Below are 16957 nucleotides of genomic sequence, written 5' to 3' on the forward strand. Positions count from 1 at the left end.
GTGAGCCAGCGTGGTTTTTCTGGCGACGTGCTTGAAGACGAACCTGTAAATGACAGGCCAGCCCAGCGCGATCGGCGACTATACTGCTAGCGTGACATCACCGGGTCCGGACATGAACGCGCTGACCCTCAACCTGCTTGGCGATCTCGAAGTCATTCGGGACGGGCAGGTATTGTCGCTGCCGCCCTCGCGCAAGACCCGTGCCCTGCTCGCCTACCTGGCCCGTCATCCCCGCCCCCTTAGCCGTGAGCACCTGTGCGACCTGCTGTGGGAGCTTCCCGACGATCCTCGTGGTTCGCTGCGATGGAGCCTGTCGAAGTTACGCCGTCTGGTGGACACGCCGGGTCGACTACGACTGCGAGCCGACCGGCTTGGCGTGTGCCTGGATACCTCCGACATCGACATCGATGTAGCCGGCCTGCATGCACTATGCAACGGTGGCTTGGCAGAGGCCGATATCGAAGCGCTCGAGCATACTGCCACTCGCTACCGTGGCCCCTTTCTGGAAGGGCTGGAGCTGGACCGTTTTCACGACTTCCACGGCTGGTGCCTGGCCGAACGCGAAGCTGCCATACGCGCCCAGACGACCCTGCTGACGACCCTGGTCGAGCGTCTCGCCAACTCTCCGCAGCACGCCCTGCCTCATGCTCATGCCTGGGTACGCTTGGCTCCCTTCAATGAAACGGCGCGTGCGCAGTTGGTGCGTCTGCTGCTGGCACTGCACCGTCCGCGCGAGGCCGAACAACAGCTGCAACTGGGTGTGCGGCTCATCCGCGAGGCGGGCCTGCCGCTCAACGGTCAGTTGCTGCGTGCCTGGCGGGCGAAGCCCTCGCCGACTGCGACGTCCGAGAGTGTCGATACCGCGACTCCCCACGCCCCGCTAGCGGTGGGAAACCACCCGGACCTGACAGGCGACACCCTGGAAGTGATGCGCTGGGCCGCACTGTTTGCGCCGACCCCTGATTTCACGACCCTGAGCCAGGTCTCGGGGCTCGATACCAATCGTCTCGGTATCGCCCTGGAAGTGGCCGAGCGCCACCAGTGGCTCTCCATCGATGCTCGAGGCCTGCGCTTCACGCACAGCGCCATGGCCGCCGAGCTGTACGATGCCATTTCCCCGGTACGCCGCCAGACCATGCATCGACGCATCGCCGAATGGCTGGCCGCTGGCCCCCTCAACGACATGCAACAGGCCAATTGCCTGGTACATCACGCCCAGGCCAGCGGCGACCTCGACCTGGCAACCCGGGCCATGATCGAAGCCGGACGCTTCTGTCTGCGCAATTGCGCTAACGAGGAAGCCCAGCGCTTTGCCCAGCAGGGCCTGGCACTGAGCGATGGCATGACCGGCACCCGGCGTGTCTGCCTCGCCATCGAACTGCACGACATCCTCTACAGCGCCGCTCCCCTGGCAGACTGGGAGGCCGGCGCCGGCGCGGTGGTGGCGCTTGCCGAGCAGGCGCTGGAACACGGCGCCCTCGCCCACGCCCGGCTCGGCTATCAGCTGGCCAGCCATATCCGCTGGGCTCATGGCCAGTGGAGCGACGCCCATGAGCAGACTCTCCAGGCGGAGCGCGCAACCCGCTGCGGAGACGACCGCGAGCAGGTCATCGCCATGGCGGAAACCGCGCGCTGTCTGGCCATGCTGGAGCGCGACCTTGGCCAGGCGGCCGATCTGCTCGAGCAGGCACGCGAACTGGCCACTCGGCAGCACATCGGTTATCCCGCCATTCCCCTGGCCCAAGGCCTGCTCAGCCTGCATGAGGACCGCTTCGACAAAGCGGCAGGCTACTTTCGGGAGGCGCGTACCCTGTGCAAGGCCATGGGCGACCGACTGGGCGAGTTCCAGGCCCAGGAGTCGTTGCTGCTGATCGACCTGGAGCGGGACGATTACCAGCAGGCCCAAGAGCGCTGCGTCCAGCTGCAGGAACTCGGCAAGCGGCTGCGCGACGGCAGCGAGGCGCCATACGCAGATGCCGCCGCGGCCCTGTGTACGTATGCTCTCGAGGATGACTCCGCCCCTTTCGGCGTCGCACTCGTCACCCTGCGCCACGCCGATGCCCGCCATCGCCTGGCCACGCTGCTGCTGCAGGCGGCACGGCTCGATCTCGCCCGCGCTCGAACCGAAACGGCCCGGCAGCGAGCTGGCGAGGCCCTGGAGCATGCCTGTGTGCTCGAACGTCTCAGCGAGCAGCTGCTGGCCCACGCCCTGCTGGCCGAATGCGCCCGTCGCCTGGGTGACGAGGATGATCGGCGCGAGCATGCCCGCACCGCCGAAGCCCTGCTGCAGGAACCCATTGCCGCCTGGGTCAGGCGCCGCTGTCACACGCTGCTGGAGCAACCTGCTGCCGAGGACGAAGCATGATCGACGTGTTTCTGGAGCGCCGCCTCCCGCACCCTCTCGGACCGAAGGTAGTGCGTGCCCTGACTCTGGAAGGACAGCCGTGCTTCGATCTGTATCGGCTCCAATGGCAGGAAAGCCTGCTGGCACGAGATGGGCAACGCCTGGTCTGTCATTTCCAGGCGCCCGACGTGGAATCGGCGCGTATCGGCCTGCGCCAGGCAGGTGCCGACGTCAGCTCACTGTGGGGCGGCAGCGTACATGCTGCGCCGGGCCTGAAAGTCACGGGCCTGGCGGCCGCCAACGTTCTGGTCGAGCGCCACTTCGCCGCCCCCGTCACCTTCGAGGCGATCCAGGCGCTGGAAAATGCCGGGGCCGCATGCCTGTCCAACCATCACGTGCGTTTCCTGCGCAGCCACTTCTCCCTCGACCGGCAGCGCATGCACTGCCTCTACCAAGCGCCCGATGCCGAATCGGTACGCCTGGCCCAGCATCAGGCCGGCATGCCGGTCAGCCGCATCTGGGCCTTTCAACGTATCGCACCGGCCGATACCACGGCGCAGCTCTGAAAAACCACGCCCTCTCCCACGCTGGGTCTCACGTGCCCCAGCGAATCTCGCAGCTGACCGCTGATGGTCAATCCCTGACGAGAAAATAAAGAAGGAGAGCTCCATGCACACTGCCACTCAACAGATCGACAACGGCGTCAACGTCACTGCTCTGCTGGGCGCCCGCGAAGCGCTGGCCCAGGCACCGGAGGCCGCCCGCTTCACCTGGCGCGCTCACTGCGACTGGATTCGCGGCACTCATAGCCAGATCGCCGTCGAGGATTTCCACGGTCTCGGCGAAACACAGCGGCATCGCTCACGCTTCACCTACCAGGCGGACCACCCCGAAGTGTTCGCTGCCCAAGACCACGGCCCCACTCCGGTGGAATACGTACTCGTCGGGCTGGCCGCCTGTCTCACCGCCGGTGTCGCAGCAGTGGCTCAGCATCGTGGCATCCAGCTGCGCTCGGTCAAGGCCATGGTGGAGGGCGACATGGACATCCAGGGCATCCTCGGCATGGACCCTGAGGTGCGCAACGGCTTCGACGACATCCGCGTGACGTTCGAGATCGACGCCGATGCCAGCCGTGCGGATATCGAGGCGCTGCTTGCCCAATCGCAGAAGCGTTCGGCCGTGTACGACCTGCTGACCAACCCCACCTACGTGAAGGTCGAGCTGAAATGAAAAGCGTCACCGCCGTGGTCATCGGCGCCGGGCACGCCGGGCTCGCCATGAGCCATCACCTGGCCCGGCGCGGCATCGATCACGTGACTCTGGAACGCGGCGAGGTAGCCAATGCCTGGCGCCACGAGCGCTGGGAGTCGCTGCGCCTACTCACGCCCAACTGGCAGTGCCGCCTGCCCGGGCAGGCCTACACCGGGCCGGAGCCAGAAGGCTTCATGAGCATGCCGGAGCTGATCGCCTTTCTCGATGACTATGCACGGGGCCTTTCGGCCCCGCTGCATACCGCGACCGAAGTGCTCGCTCTACGCCAGGTGGAGGGCGGCTACCGGATCGTCACCAACCGGGGCGAATGGCGCTGCCGCGCGGCGATAATCGCCACTGGTGCCTGCCAGCTTCCCGTCGTGCCTGCCATGGCGGCAGCCCTGCCGCCATGGATCGTGAGCCTGACGCCACATGCCTATCGTCAGCCGGGGCAGCTGCCAGAAGGCGGCGTGCTGGTGGTAGGCGCCTCGGCCACCGGCGTACAGCTGGCCGACGAGCTTCAGCGCAGCGGTCGACCCGTCACGCTGGCCGTGGGGCAGCACCTGCGCCTGCCGCGACGCTATCGCGACCGTGACATTCAATGGTGGCTGGAGCATGCCGGCTTGCTCAACCAACGCTTCGATGAGGTGGAAGATCTCGCCCGCACCCGGCGTCAGCCCTCGCCGCAGTTGCTGGGCAGTGCCGCGCCTCAAGATTTGGACCTCAATACACTGAGCGGGCGTGGCGTGCGCCTGGTGGGGCGGCTGGCCGGCTTGGTCGGCACCCGGCTGCAGTTCTCGGGCTCGCTGGCCGTTCACTGCACCGCGGCGGATCTCAAGCTGTCGCGGCTGCTCGACAACCTGGACGCCTGGGCCATTGCCCATGGCTGGCACGACGTTTTGCCCGCCCCGAAGCGCCCGGCGCCCACCCGGGTGCCACCGCGGCCTTGCCTGGGCCTCGACCTGGCTACCGGTGAGATCAAGACGGTGCTCTGGGCCACCGGCTTTCGTCCCGACTTCCGCTGGCTCCAGGTACCGGTGTTCGATACCCGTGGACGCCTGCGCCACGAAGGCGGCGTGGTGGCCCCCGGCCTCTACGCCATGGGCCTGCCCTTCATGCGAAGGCGCAAGTCGGGCGCTATCCATGGCGCCGATGACGACGCCGCCGAACTCAGCGCCCACCTGGCCGCCTGGTTGGCCAAGGCGAAAAAACGCACCAGGGCAGCATTGCCCTGACCTTCCCCTTGGTTTAGGCCTGAAAACGCCAAGACTCAGCCGCTCTGTGTGAGCGGCTGGGTCTTCATTCGCTCTGGATTTCGCCCTCCACCCATCCTCAGTCGAGATGAAACAGCCTGCGCGGAGAATCATTCAGGATAACGCGTCGGTCGTCCTCATCGCGGACCCAGTCGGTCAGCCAGTCGAGGGTGTCCCGGTAGCCATGCTTGCCTTCATGGCGGGTCCAGGGCCAGTCGCTGCCCCATACCAGGCGCTCACGCCCCAGCTCGTTCAGCAGCTCACACACATGGGGCTGCAGGTCTCGCACGGGGGAACGATAAGGTGCCGACAGCTTGACCCAGGTGCGCCCGTAGCGCCCGGCTTCCAGCAGCAAACGAAACCCGGCATCGGCACGGGGATCGGCCTCGACGGGCAGACCCAGGTGATCGATCACCAAGCTGACGCCGTGCTCGTGCAAGGCTGGGAAGAGTTCGGGCAGACGGTCTCCCTCGAGATGCAGCTCCAGGTGCCAATCCAGAATCTTCAGTCGGTCGAGAAAATCGATCCATCGAGGATCGCTGAGGTCGGGGAGTTCACGGCGTCGCTCGATCAGATTCCAGCGCACGCCGACGATGCCGGCTGCGCCAAGCTGGCGCATCTCGGTCAGGCTCGTATCCGCGGGAAGCTGCACCACTCCGCGGTAGTCCTCGCCCAACTGACCGAGAATCCGCAGCAGCTCACGATTGTCATGGCCGAGGAAACTTGGCTGCACCAGCACGCCACCGCGAAGCTCGCAGGTCATCAGGTGCTGCTGCCACTCATCCAGGGGCGCCGGCCGTGAAGGCCGGTAGTTGGAGCCTTCGTTCTCCTCCACCTGCGCATAGACGTGGGCGTGACAGTCGAATCCTTGTTTCACTCTGGCGTCCTCACTCTTGGCTTTCTCTTTGCGTCCCGACTCTTGAGTTTATACTTAAGTCTAGTTCTCTAGAGAACTGGTTGACTAGAAGTATACACTGGTCTTTAGTGACAGCAACAAGACAGCGGAATCGCCAGGAGAATGCACCCATGTGTGCACTGCACATGCCCAAGACCGATGGACGCCTCCCTCTATACGCCAGGCTTCGCGACCAGTTGGCTTCGCGGATCGCCAATGGCGAATGGTCGCCAGGCGACACGATCCCGTCCGAGAATCGCCTGGCCGAGGAGTACGGCGTGGCGCTAGCCACCATGCGCATGGCACTCAAGCAGCTCGTGGACGAAGGCTTGCTTGAGCGTCGCCGTGGCACCGGCACCTTCGTCAAGCAGCCGGCGTTTCGCGCCGACCTGTTCCGCTTCTTCCACGTTCACGATGCCGATGACCCCGACGGCTCCGTCATACCCGAAAGCCGCATTCTCAGTCGTGAGGTGGTCAAGATGCCGGCCGAGGTCCGGTTGGCCTTCGGCGAGCCGGACACAACGCACTGCATCAAGCTCGAGCGCGTTCGCCTGTGGTCCGGCGAACCGATGCTGTTCGAGGAGATCTATCTGCGCCTGCCCGATTTCGAAGGTCTGCAGACGCTCAACCCCAAGGACATGGGACCCCTGCTCTACCCCGTCTTCCTGCAGGAGTTCGGGATTCTCATCACGTCGGCGACGGATGAGCTTTCGTTCGGCACCGCCACCAAGGCAAGCGCCAGATATCTGGAGCTACCTGCCAATTCGCCGGTTGCCGTCATCGAGCGCATCGCGCGTAACCCCGTAGGTCGCATCATCGAATATCGCCGCGTGCATGGTCGCCCCGAACGTTTCCGCTATCGCGTCAACCTCGGCGAGCAACACCCCTGAAGCGAGTCTCGAAACTCACCCCCATGTCCTTACGATTCCAACAACAGGTACCAACAATGAAACTCACGCTGCTCCTCACCACCGCCACTGCGTCAGCTCTCGCCCTCACCCCGGCCCTGGCCAGCGATTACCCCAACCGCCCCATCGAGCTGATCGTGCCGGCCCCGGCCGGTGGTGGTACCGACAACGTCGCTCGCATGCTCAACCAGTATCTCGAGGCGGAACTGGGCCAGCCCGTAGCCGTACTCAACGTGGCAGGCGGTGGCGGCGCCATCGGCGTCAACCAGTTCTCCCGGGCGCGCTCTGATGGCTATACCCTGCTCTCCACCTGGAACAGCCCCATCACCACGGTGCCGCACATGCAGCGCGTGCAGTACTCCTACGAGACGCTGACGCCCATCACCAGCACCTCACAGAGCGCCTACACCCTCTGCGTGTCGCCCGACTTCCCGGCCGAGAGCGGCGAGGAGTTCCTTGCCGAGCTGCAAGCCAACCCCGGTAGGTACACCTATGGCAACGATGGTGTCGGTGGCACCATGCGCCTGGCGGCGGAGCGGATTTTCGAAGCCTTCGACATCACCGCTCGCCCGATCCCCTTCGGCGGTGCCGGCGAAACCCTGCAGAACTTCCTCGGTGGCCACGTGGACATCTATGGCGGCTCTATCACACCCGTACTGCCCTATGTAGAGGAAGGCCAGGCCAAGTGTCTGCTGGTGACCTCCGCCGACGACAACGAGGCTCTGCCCCAGGCATCCGGTCTCGCCGCTCTGGGTCATCCCGAGCTGGAAACCGTGCTGTGGCGCATGATGCTGGGCCCCGAAGGCATGGCGGAAGAACGTGCGGAAGCGGTCGCCGACGCCGTGGCCCGTGCCGTGGAGCATCCGGAGTTCCAGGCGTTCCTCGCCGCCCAGGGCGAAACCCTCAACCTGGTGCGTGGCGAAGAACTGCGTGAACGCCTGCGGCAGGAAACCCAGGCCATCGGCGAGACCCTGGAAAACCTCGGCCTCAAGCAACAGTGACGCGCAAAGGCACCGATAAGACCATGAACTACAGAGACCTCTTCTCTGGCATTGCCTTCCTCATCATCGGCGCCAGCACCGTCTGGATGGGGAAGGACTTCTTTGCCGATGCCGCTTACGTTCCCATCGGGGCTGGCGCCCTGATGGGGGCGTTCTCCCTGCCCCTGATCTGGCGCGGCGTGAGGAGCGTCTCTACCGGCGCCCATCGAACCCAGGCCCATCGAACCCAGGCCCATTCCGTCCCGGCCCTGGTCGATCACCCGGCGCGCTTCGCCACCACGCTGGGCTGCTGCCTGGTGTATTACGCGGCCTTGCCCATCGTCGGCTTCTATACCACCAGCGCTCTGTTCATCAGTTTACTGGCGGTACTGCTGGGTGAGCGGCGGCCCGCCGTGGTAGCAGGCATCACCCTGGGCTTCATCACGCTGCTGTATGCCCTATTCGCGGTGGTGCTCAAGCGTCCCTTGCCCGTCGAGTTCTTCTTCGCCACCTAGAGGGCTCTACCTCATGTTCGAATCTCTCCTGAACGCGCTCCCGGTAGCCCTGCAGTTCGAATCGCTGATCAGCCTGTTCGTCGGCACGCTGATCGGCATTCTGATCGGTGCGCTGCCGGGCCTGAATCCGGTCATGGCCATCGCCCTGATGCTGCCGCTGACCTATGGCTTCGACCCTATCATTGCCCTGGGGCTGGTGGCCGGCATCTACAACGGCTCCATGTACGGCGGCTCCATTCCGGCCATTCTGCTCAACATCCCGGGCACGCCCGCCGCCATCGCCACCACCTTCGACGGCTACCCGATGACGCGCAAGGGCGAGGGCGGCCTGGCCCTGAAGACGGCCTGCTGGTCGTCCGCCATCGGCGGTATCGTCAGCGCGCTGGCCCTGATGACCCTGGCGCCCATGCTGGCCAAGGTGACGCTGGCATTCGGTCCTGCGGAGTACTTCTGGGTGGCCGTATTCGGCCTTGTCAGCATTGCCTTGCTGGTGGGCAAGGATGCCAGCAAGGGCATGCTCTGCGCCCTGCTCGGTGTCATCATCGGTCTGGTGGGCGTCGACACCATCAGTGGCGCAGAGCGTTTCACCTTCGATACGCTCTACCTGGTGGGCGGCTTCGAACTTCTCGTCGTGCTGATCGGGCTCTACGCCGTACCCCCGGTGCTGGAGATGGCCGAGAAGCGCAACGAATCCTACTTCAATGCCGAAAGCTTCCGCGTCTCGCCCGGTGGCGGCGCGCTCGGCTTGCTGCGCCGCCACTGGCGTACCTGGAGCCGCTCGTCATTGATCGGCGTCGCCGTGGGTATCCTGCCCGGCGCTGGCGGCAATCTGGCCGCGCTGCTCAGCTACAACGAAGCCAAGCGCAAGTCATCCGAGCCCGAGTCCTTCGGTACCGGCAATCCGGTCGGCATCGCCGCAGCAGAGTCCGGCAACAGCGCCGACAACGCCGCGGCCATGATTCCCTCGCTGACGCTTGGCATACCCGGCAACCTGATCGCGGCGCTGGTGCTGGGCGCGCTGATGATCCATGGCCTTCAGCCCGGCCCTCAGCTGTTCACCCGCGCTCCCGACGTGGTGTTCGGCTTCATGTGGCAGATGCTGCTCACCGCCATGCTGTTGCTGCTGCTCGGCGGCATGGTCGCCACACGCCTGTTCGCACAGGTGCTGCGCATGCCCTCTGCCCTGCTGGTTCCCACCACCCTGGTACTGATGGCGGTGGGGGTTTACACCGTCAACGGCAACGTCATGGATCTCTATGTGATGCTGGGCTTCGGCCTGCTCGGTTACCTGCTCAACCGGCTCGGCTTCCCGCTGGCACCGGTGGTGCTGGGGGTGCTGTTGGGCCCGATGGCGGAGCAGAACTTCCGCCTGACCATGCTGATCGCCCAGAACGACTGGACGGTGCTGTTCACCCGCCCCATCTCGCTGGGTATCGTGGCGCTGCTGGCTGCCGTCCTGCTTTCCCAACTGTGGAAAACGCTACGCCAGCGGGCACGACCATCAGAGCAGCATTGATGCCTTATCATTGACGTTCATCAAGCCGAAGCGGAATGCCATGTGAAAGCCCTGGTCATCGAAGACAACCCTAACCTGGCCACCTCCATCGCCACCTTCCTCGGCGAGGCGGGCTTTCAGGTGGAGACCTGCGGCGACGGTCGCAGCGCCGAGCATCTGCTGCAGACGCTCTCCTTCGACTTGATCCTGCTGGACCTGGGCCTACCTGAGCTGGACGGCATCCATCTACTGCGCCGCCTGCGCAGCCGGCATGACAATACGCCCGTGCTGATCATCTCGGCGCGGGACGCCCTGGATCAACGCGTGCTCGGTCTGGAAGAAGGCGCCGATGATTACCTGGCCAAGCCCTTCTCGCTGGTGGAAGTCGTGGCTCGGGCGAAGGCGCTGGTGCGCCGGGCCAAGCAGTTCGGCGAGAACAGCCTGCAGTGCGGCGACATCGAGCTGCCTTCCGGCAGCCCGGCCGTGCTGGTCGCTGGTCAGCCGGTCACGCTGCACCGGCGTGAGCGTGAGGTGCTCGAGTACCTGCTGATCAATCAGGGGCGCCTGGTGAGCAAGGCGCAGTTGATCGACCGGCTATCGGACCTGGACGATGCCGTCTCCCCCAGCGCCATCGAGACCTACATCTCGCGCCTGCGCAAGAAGCTGGGCGACGGCATCCAACTGCGTACCGTGCGCGGCCTCGGCTACCTGCTCGACACCAAGTCCAACTGACATGACTTCCATTCGCTCCCGCCTGCTGCTGTGGATCGGCCTGCCCTTTACCCTGGTCGGCCTGCTGACCATCGCCACCAGCTATTACGTGCTCTCCCACCAGATCACCGAGACCTTCGACGACATGCTGCTCAATGCCGCGGAGCGTCTGGAGCGGCGTATCTATTCGGTGGACGGCGAGCTGCGCATCAACATGCATTACTTCAGCATCAGCACCCTGGGCAGCCGCGGCGACGGCAAGATCTTCTATCGGATACGCGATGCCGAGGGCCGCATGTTGGCGGGCTTCGACGGTCTGGAAGACCCGCCCGGCGACCTCGACGAGCCGCTGTTCTACGACACCCGCTACGCCGGCAATACGCTGCGTGCCGTGGCCACTACCTTCCCCGTGGTGCGCTCCACCCACAGCGGCCAGATCGAAGTGATCGTGGCCGAATCGACCGAAGCCAGGCAGAACATGATCAACGAGTTTCTGCTCACGCTCTCGGTACTGATCGCCATCGGCGGCCTGCTGGCCGTGACCATCGCCCTGCTGGCCATTCATCGCGGCCTGGCCCCGCTGCGCTCGATCAGCCGCTCGCTGCGCCGCCGTTCGCAGAACGACCTCGAGCCGATCGAAGCCGAAGTGCCGAGGGAAGTCTCGACGCTCGTCGCCAGTATCAATGGCCTGATGATGCGAATGCGCCAGAGCATTCACAACACCCAGCAGTTCAATGCCGATGTATCTCACCAGTTGCGCACGCCCATTTCGGAGATTCGCGCCCTGGCGGAGCTCACCTCCCGCCAGTCCATCGACCCACGAGCCAGGAGCAGCCTGGAGGAGATCGGGCGTATCGCCGAGAGCGCCGGCTACACGGTTCAGCAGCTGCTCACCCTGGCCAAGGCGCGCCACGAACTGGTGGACACTTCCGCCATGGCCATTGCCGACCTCGCCGAACTGAGCCGGGTAGCATGCGCCGAGTCGATTTCACGGATCTACCAGCGCGGTCAGGAGCTCGAGTTCTGCGAACGGGAGAGCGACTGCCTGGTCATGGCGGACAGCGTAATGCTGCGCTGGCTGATCCAGAACCTGGTCGAGAACGCCAGCCAGCATGCCGGCGGCGCCCAGCCTTATCGCGGCACCATCTATGTACGGGTTTCCCGCAGCGAGGAAACGGTGCAGCTGCGAGTCAGCGACGATGGGGTCGGCGTGAGTCCGGAGCAGCTGGCCAGACTGACCGAGCGCTTCTACCGTGCCAGCCCCGAAACGCCAGGCAGTGGGCTTGGTCTCGCCATCGTCGACGAGATCGCCCGCGCCCACGGCGCCACGCTGGAACTCGACAGCCCAGCGGGGCAAGGGTTAACGGTGACGGTGACCTTTCCCTCAGCCTAGGCCTTGTTGGACAGCCGCCGGCCCAGCGAAATGATTGCCGGCGTGGCCAGAATCAACAGCAGCAGGCGCAGCACGTGGTGCGACACCACGTAGAGCGGGTCGACGTCCAGCGCCACCGCGATCACCGCCATCTCCCCGACTCCGCCCGGCAACAGCGCCAGCAGCGCCGCCGTGAAGGAGTGCGCCGTGAAGCTCGCCAGCAGCCAGGCGGTGGCCACTGCCATCAGCACGGCATAGAGTCCGAACAGCAGCCCGTAGCGCCCGACCTGGACGACCCGCTGCCAAGGCGTGCCGGCGAAACGCGCCCCCACCGAGCTGCCCAGCACCAGAAAGGTCGCCACCAGCAGCACATCGGGTAGCGCCACCCCATGTCCCAACGTCGCCAGCACCACCCCCACGGCCATGGGCCCCAGGAACTCCGGCAGCGGAAAGCGCAGCAGCCGGCCGAGCCACCAGGAAGCGGGTGCCAGCAACAGCAGCGAGACGCCCGCCCAACTCACGCCGTTGCCCTCGCCCAGTGCAATGCCACCGGCCAGGTAGCTGGCCATGAAGGCCGCCGACGCCACCACGATGACCAGGCGCATGGCGTGGGTGATGGCAATCCAGCGGATGTCCACGCCCAGCCGCTCGGCCAGGATCACCGTGGCATTCATGCTGCCCGGGAAGGAGCAGAACACCGCGCTCAGCCGGCTCATTCCGCTGGTGGAGAACAACCAGGCCCCCCCGGCCAGCATCAAGCCCATGTACGCCAGCATGGCCAGCACGCTGGGATACCACTCCAGCAGGTGCGACAGCTCGCCCAGCTCGATGCGGTTACCGATGAACAGCCCCAGCATGGCGATGGAACCGCGATGCAGCCGCTTGTCGATGCCCGCCCTTACGCCGGCCAATGAAGCGATCAGCACCGCGAACAGCGGCCCCAGCATCCAGGCCATGGGCAACGAGACCAGGGTGGCGATAGCGCCACCCAGAGCCCCGATCGACAATGTCGAAACGGTACGCAGCACCATCGCTCAGGCGCCGAGCGGCTGGCGGCGCCGCCGGAACCAGTTCACCAGGTGCTGACCGAACAGCGAGATGAGCAGCAAGGCCAGAATGACCAGTGTCACCGGCCTCTCCAGCACGTAGGCCAGGTTGCCACCGCTGATCTGGTAGGAGTGCAGCAGGGACTTCTCGGCCATGGCCCCCAGCAGCATGCCGATCACGGCGGCAGGCACCGAATAGCCGTAATGGCGCAGCAGCCAGCCGACCACCGCGAAGATCAGTACCGTGGCGGGCCCGGTCATGTTGCCGGTCAGACCGAAGGAGCCCATCACCGCCAGCACCAGCACCGAGGGAATCAGGTAGCGCATCGGCACCTTGACGATGTTGGCCAGCAGCGGGATGAACATCAGCCCGATCACCATCAGCAGGAACACCTGAGCGAAGTTGGCGAAGATGATGGCGTAGACCACATCCGTCTGCTGGCGGATGAACTGCGGCCCGCCGGTGATGTTGTGCATGGCGAAGGCCGCCAGCATCACCGCCGTGGCGCCCCCGCCGGGAATGCCCAGCGCCAGCAGAGTCGCCATGGACCCCGCCTCGGAGGTGCTGTTGGCCGACTCGGAGGCCACCACGCCCTTGGGATTGCCCTTGCCGAACGAGCTCGGGTCCTTGTCGCGGCGCTGGGTCTCCACATAGGAGAGCAGGTTGGACACCGACGACCCCACCCCTGGCACGGCGCCGACGAACACGCCGATGAAGCCACCCCGGATCAATACCCAGGGGTACGTCACGGCCATCTTGAAGCCCTGGAAGATTTCCGAGATCTTGACCTTGCGCGAGGCTTCCGACTCGACGATATAGCCCTTGTTGGCGAGCTTGAACAGCTCCGAGGCCGCGAACATGCCCATCATCGCGGGGATGACCGGCACCCCGTCGAGCAGGAAGGTCTGCCCCATGGTACCCCTGGCCATGCCCAGCTCGTTGAAGCCGATGGTGCCCACCAGCATGCCGACGAAACCGGCCATCAACCCCTTCAGCATATGCTCGCCCCGCAGGGTGGCGATCAGCGTCATGCCCCACAGGATGACGGCGAACATCTCCGCCGGCCCCAGCTTCAGCACCATGAAGGAAAGGGGCTGGATCATCAGGAACAGGATCAGGTAGCCCATCAGCACGCCGATGACCGACGAGGCCAGCGCCACGCCCAGCGCCTGGTTGTGCTTGCCCTGGCGCGCCATGGGATAACCGTCGAAGGCGGTGGCAATGGCCGAGGAGGTCCCGGGTATGTTCATCAGAATGGCCGGAATGCCACTGCCGAAGGAGCCACCGGTGAAGATGGCCGTGAGGAAGAGCATGGCCTGCACGAAATCCATGTACAGCGTCATGGGCAGGAAGATCGCCATGGCCATGGAGATCTGCAGGCCCGGCGTGGCCCCGAAGATCAGGCCGATGATGATGCCTGGAACGACCACCATCCAGGGGCTGAAATTGGTGAAGAGCAGCGCCAGCGCCTGCTCTACCGCAGCTAAATCGATCATGGTGTCGCCCCCTCAGTCCGGCAGGACCAGCATGTGCATGGGATAAGGCAGCATCTCGGCGAAGAAGAACGCCGTGCCGAAGCCGAAGGCCAGGCTGTAGCCACCCAGCAGCAGCCAGTTGCGCTCGCCCTTGAGCAGCAGGAACAGGGCAACGAACAGCACCGTGGCCACATCGAAGCCCAGGGTTTCCAGCGAAATGACATAGGCGGCGAACAGCCCCACCACCGGCAGCGTGCGATGCAGCGGCTCCCCGCCGTCATCCGGACGGGTGAGCAGGGTGCCCTGCTTCAGGCGAATGGCGACCTCCAGCAGCACGATGGCCAGCACCACGAGAGACAAGGGCAGGATCAGCAAGAGATTCTGTATGGCCGACGAGACCCGAATGGCATCCATCAGGTACCACAGGGTAAAGCCGGCCAGAGCCATGAGGACCAGCAGGTCCCCATAGTCGCGTTTATGGGTGGTCATGAGACGACTCCAGGCGGCCCCGACCATGGTTGGCCGGGGCCGCGTCATGCGGCAGGGATCACTTCAGCAGATGAGCGTACTTCTCGAAGACTTCGTAGTTGGTCTGCATCAGCTCGTTGGCGCGCTCGGGGCCGACCCAGACACCGCCGATGTCGTTGGCGGAGAGATGATCCTGGACATCCTTGCGCGCCAGGGTGTTCTGGATCGCCTCGGAGAGAGCCTCGAAGCGCTCGGGATACTGGCGCTCCATTTCGCTGCTGACGGCGAAGCCGCGCATCGAGCCCTGCAGCACCGGCACTTCGAGGCCCATCGGCTCGAGCGCCTCGTTGATGGGCGGAGCGTCCCACTGGTCGATGCGCTCGTCGTTGACGACGGCCAGCGGCGTGAGGAACTCACGGATGCCCTCGCTACCCTCGGCACTGATGGAGGTGAAATGCACCTGGCCGCCGGCCACCGCGGAACGCGCCTCACCACCGCTGTTGTAGGTGACCAGATTGAGGTTGTCCTGGGGAATGCCCGCTTCATCGAGCAGCAGCCGAACCATCAGATGGCCCGCCGAGCCCTGCACCACCGAGCCGCGCACCTGGCCGGGGTTATCGCGGATTTCCTCCAGCAGCGAAGGCAGGTCCTCGAAGCCGCTGTCCTTGTTGGCGGCGATCAGGTCGAGATCGAACCACTGGAAGTTGACGAAAGAGAAGTCGTCGATGGCGTAGGACGCCCCACCGGTCAGGATGGTGTTGGTCAGGTACGGCGCAAAGGTGGAAGCGTAGAGGGTGTAGCCGTCGTCCGGCCGCGACAGAATGTAGTTGGCGGAAACCTGAGTGCCCGCTCCCGGGCGGTTGGTCACGCGCACGGGCGTCTCGAGTTCCTCGGCCAGGAAGTTGGACATGGCGCGCGCCATGCGGTCGGCGCTGCCGCCGGTACCGAAGCCCACCACCATATCGAGGGGGCGATCCGGGTAATCGTCCGCCGCGACGGGGGCCGTCATCGTCAGTGAAGCCAGCACGGCTGCCAGAGTGCCGGTCATGAGCACCTTCCGACCGGTCTGTGAAATTCCTTCAAACATGGCGTGTACATCCTCATTGTTGGTTTATTGCGGAGCCTCGCCCCGGCATCGCCAACTCTAGAGGGCCAACCTGTCACCAACCTTGCATGGCAACCAGACTCGACCAATGTCTAATCTCCTTTTCACCAACACTTATTGTTCGAGATCCGCCAGGAGCCTTGCCAGCTCATTGGCCAGGAAACGCGGCTGCACGCACTCGCCGAGATGTCCCGAGGCAAAGCGCAGAAAGCCCTGCGCAGCGTGGGGCAGACGGCGGTCGCGGCGTACGATGAACTGCCAGTGGCTCTCGATGGGAAAATCGGTGACCGGCAGGATCGCGATGTCCGGGTGCTCCGGCGGCAGCACGTGCTCGGATAGCACGGCCAGGCCCATGCCGGCGGCAACTCCCACACGAATCGCCTCGTTACTGGCCATCTGCAAAGTCGGCCCCAGCGACAGTCCGTGCTCCTGCAGCCAGCTCTCGAACATCATGCGCGTGGCCGAGCCCGGTTCGCGCAACAGGAAGCGCTCTCCCAGCAGCTCGTTCATGGCGATTGCCTCCCGCTTTGCCAGGGGGTGCCCCTGTGGTGCCACCACCACCAGCGGATTACGCAGAAAGCGACCGGCCAGGGCATGCACCAGGGAAGGAGGGTGGCTGAACACGTAGAGATCGTCGTCCTGGCGCTCGAAGCGTGTGAGCACCTGACGGCGGTTGCCGATGTGCAGGGTAACGTCGACGTCGGGAAATGCCTGGCTATAGGGGCCAAGCAAACGTGGCAGCACGTACTGGGCGGTGTTGACCAGGGCGATGCTGAAGCGGCCCCGCTCCCCGCCTCGCAGCGCCTCGAGGTAGTCCTGATAATCGTCGAAGCGGCCGAGCACCTCACGACTGGCGCGGTAGAGCTCCCGCCCTGCCTCGGTGGGCAACAGGCGCCCGCGGCGCATATGCAGCAACGGCTCCCCTACCGCTTCGCTCAAGCGCTTGAGCTGCTGGGAAACGGTGGGCTGAGTCAGGTGGAGCTGACGCGCCGCCTCGCTGACCGAGCCGCTTCGCACCACCACGACATAAACCTGAAGCAGGCGGAAGGTAAGGTGACGAACGTTCATGGCGCGGCCCCGCAGCGCGTCCTATAGATAATTACCTATAGTAATCTCACCAAGATTCTATTGGAATCAA

The 16957-nt window shown here is 64.9% G+C and carries 16 protein-coding genes; 10 read left to right on the forward strand and 6 right to left on the reverse strand.

The window, feature by feature from the left end:
* Nucleotides 1-49 precede the first annotated feature (49 nt).
* From HOP58_RS12295 to HOP58_RS12310, 4 genes are all read left to right on the forward strand, one after another.
* Nucleotides 50-2365 carry a hypothetical protein gene (locus HOP58_RS12295; RefSeq protein WP_234260417.1) on the forward strand — a complete coding sequence of 772 codons (2316 nt, stop codon included), beginning with the start codon at nt 50-52 and terminating at the stop codon, nt 2363-2365.
* Nucleotides 2362-2910: a DUF4242 domain-containing protein gene (locus HOP58_RS12300; RefSeq protein ID WP_234260418.1), complete on the forward strand. Its 549-nt coding sequence runs from the start codon at nt 2362-2364 to the stop codon at nt 2908-2910. The genes HOP58_RS12295 and HOP58_RS12300 overlap by 4 nt, the downstream gene beginning before the upstream one ends.
* A gap of 103 nt (nt 2911-3013) precedes the next feature.
* Nucleotides 3014-3574, forward strand: a complete 561-nt coding sequence (locus tag HOP58_RS12305) for an OsmC family protein (RefSeq protein ID WP_234260419.1) — start codon at nt 3014-3016, stop codon at nt 3572-3574.
* Nucleotides 3571-4830: an NAD(P)/FAD-dependent oxidoreductase gene (locus tag HOP58_RS12310; RefSeq protein WP_234260420.1), complete on the forward strand. Its 1260-nt coding sequence runs from the start codon at nt 3571-3573 to the stop codon at nt 4828-4830. Before HOP58_RS12305 ends, HOP58_RS12310 begins: the two co-directional genes overlap by 4 nt.
* A 97-nt stretch (nt 4831-4927) precedes the next feature.
* On the opposite strand, the gene HOP58_RS12315 is transcribed toward HOP58_RS12310, so the two are convergent.
* A complete protein-coding gene (locus tag HOP58_RS12315; RefSeq protein ID WP_010628210.1) occupies nt 4928-5725 on the reverse strand; it encodes an amidohydrolase family protein in 798 nt (265 codons plus the stop codon).
* 149 nt (nt 5726-5874) lie between these two features.
* On the opposite strand from HOP58_RS12315, the gene HOP58_RS12320 reads away from it, so the two are divergent.
* The 6 genes from HOP58_RS12320 to HOP58_RS12345 are packed head-to-tail and all read left to right on the forward strand — an operon-like array spanning nt 5875 to nt 11745.
* Nucleotides 5875-6633, forward strand: a complete 759-nt coding sequence (locus HOP58_RS12320; protein ID WP_010628209.1) for a GntR family transcriptional regulator — start codon at nt 5875-5877, stop codon at nt 6631-6633.
* A 56-nt stretch (nt 6634-6689) separates the two neighbouring features.
* A complete protein-coding gene (locus HOP58_RS12325) occupies nt 6690-7652 on the forward strand; it encodes a tripartite tricarboxylate transporter substrate binding protein (RefSeq protein ID WP_234260421.1) in 963 nt (320 codons plus the stop codon).
* A gap of 23 nt (nt 7653-7675) precedes the next feature.
* Nucleotides 7676-8146: a tripartite tricarboxylate transporter TctB family protein gene (locus HOP58_RS12330; RefSeq protein ID WP_234260422.1), complete on the forward strand. Its 471-nt coding sequence runs from the start codon at nt 7676-7678 to the stop codon at nt 8144-8146.
* 13 nt (nt 8147-8159) lie between these two features.
* Complete coding sequence (locus HOP58_RS12335) at nt 8160-9662, forward strand: tripartite tricarboxylate transporter permease (protein ID WP_234260423.1); 1503 nt, start codon at nt 8160-8162, stop codon at nt 9660-9662.
* 42 nt (nt 9663-9704) lie between these two features.
* Nucleotides 9705-10373, forward strand: coding sequence for a response regulator transcription factor (locus HOP58_RS12340; RefSeq protein ID WP_234260424.1), 669 nt, complete (start codon nt 9705-9707; stop codon nt 10371-10373).
* A gap of 1 nt (nt 10374) precedes the next feature.
* On the forward strand, nt 10375-11745 hold the full coding sequence (locus tag HOP58_RS12345) for a sensor histidine kinase (protein ID WP_234260425.1): 1371 nt from the start codon (nt 10375-10377) through the stop codon (nt 11743-11745).
* Here HOP58_RS12345 and HOP58_RS12350 read toward each other — a convergent pair.
* From HOP58_RS12350 to HOP58_RS12370, 5 genes are all read right to left on the reverse strand, one after another.
* The gene (locus HOP58_RS12350; RefSeq protein ID WP_234260426.1) at nt 11742-12755 is read right to left on the reverse strand and encodes an AbrB family transcriptional regulator; all 1014 of its coding nucleotides are present in this window, start codon (nt 12753-12755) and stop codon (nt 11742-11744) included. The genes HOP58_RS12345 and HOP58_RS12350 overlap by 4 nt on opposite strands.
* 3 nt (nt 12756-12758) lie before the next feature.
* Nucleotides 12759-14267, reverse strand: a complete 1509-nt coding sequence (locus tag HOP58_RS12355) for a tripartite tricarboxylate transporter permease (protein ID WP_234260427.1) — start codon at nt 14265-14267, stop codon at nt 12759-12761.
* 12 nt (nt 14268-14279) lie between these two features.
* Nucleotides 14280-14735, reverse strand: a complete 456-nt coding sequence (locus HOP58_RS12360; protein WP_086510410.1) for a tripartite tricarboxylate transporter TctB family protein — start codon at nt 14733-14735, stop codon at nt 14280-14282.
* 58 nt (nt 14736-14793) lie between these two features.
* On the reverse strand, nt 14794-15762 hold the full coding sequence (locus HOP58_RS12365; RefSeq protein WP_234254643.1) for a tripartite tricarboxylate transporter substrate binding protein: 969 nt from the start codon (nt 15760-15762) through the stop codon (nt 14794-14796).
* Between the two features lie 171 nt (nt 15763-15933).
* Nucleotides 15934-16887 (reverse strand): LysR family transcriptional regulator, encoded by a 954-nt coding sequence (locus HOP58_RS12370; RefSeq protein ID WP_010628199.1) that lies wholly within the window; start codon nt 16885-16887, stop codon nt 15934-15936.
* Nucleotides 16888-16957: the final 70 nt, after the last annotated feature.

Source organism: Halomonas sp. MCCC 1A11062, from assembly GCF_021404355.1.
Classification (GTDB): Bacteria; Pseudomonadota; Gammaproteobacteria; order Pseudomonadales; family Halomonadaceae; genus Halomonas; species Halomonas aerodenitrificans.

Excerpts from the sequence above, each read along its gene's own strand:
- HOP58_RS12370 (WP_010628199.1), bottom strand. The coding sequence starts at position 16,887 with ATGAACGTTCGTCACCTTACCTTCCGCCTGCTTCAGGTTTATGTCGTG.
- HOP58_RS12345 (WP_234260425.1), top strand. The coding sequence starts at position 10,375 with ATGACTTCCATTCGCTCCCGCCTGCTGCTGTGGATCGGCCTGCCCTTT.
- HOP58_RS12335 (WP_234260423.1), top strand. The coding sequence starts at position 8,160 with ATGTTCGAATCTCTCCTGAACGCGCTCCCGGTAGCCCTGCAGTTCGAA.
- HOP58_RS12310 (WP_234260420.1), top strand. The coding sequence starts at position 3,571 with ATGAAAAGCGTCACCGCCGTGGTCATCGGCGCCGGGCACGCCGGGCTC.
- HOP58_RS12295 (WP_234260417.1), top strand. The coding sequence starts at position 50 with ATGACAGGCCAGCCCAGCGCGATCGGCGACTATACTGCTAGCGTGACA.
- HOP58_RS12350 (WP_234260426.1), bottom strand. The coding sequence starts at position 12,755 with ATGGTGCTGCGTACCGTTTCGACATTGTCGATCGGGGCTCTGGGTGGC.
- HOP58_RS12300 (WP_234260418.1), top strand. The coding sequence starts at position 2,362 with ATGATCGACGTGTTTCTGGAGCGCCGCCTCCCGCACCCTCTCGGACCG.
- HOP58_RS12325 (WP_234260421.1), top strand. The coding sequence starts at position 6,690 with ATGAAACTCACGCTGCTCCTCACCACCGCCACTGCGTCAGCTCTCGCC.
- HOP58_RS12355 (WP_234260427.1), bottom strand. The coding sequence starts at position 14,267 with ATGATCGATTTAGCTGCGGTAGAGCAGGCGCTGGCGCTGCTCTTCACC.
- HOP58_RS12330 (WP_234260422.1), top strand. The coding sequence starts at position 7,676 with ATGAACTACAGAGACCTCTTCTCTGGCATTGCCTTCCTCATCATCGGC.
- HOP58_RS12360 (WP_086510410.1), bottom strand. The coding sequence starts at position 14,735 with ATGACCACCCATAAACGCGACTATGGGGACCTGCTGGTCCTCATGGCT.
- HOP58_RS12305 (WP_234260419.1), top strand. The coding sequence starts at position 3,014 with ATGCACACTGCCACTCAACAGATCGACAACGGCGTCAACGTCACTGCT.
- HOP58_RS12365 (WP_234254643.1), bottom strand. The coding sequence starts at position 15,762 with ATGACCGGCACTCTGGCAGCCGTGCTGGCTTCACTGACGATGACGGCC.
- HOP58_RS12320 (WP_010628209.1), top strand. The coding sequence starts at position 5,875 with ATGTGTGCACTGCACATGCCCAAGACCGATGGACGCCTCCCTCTATAC.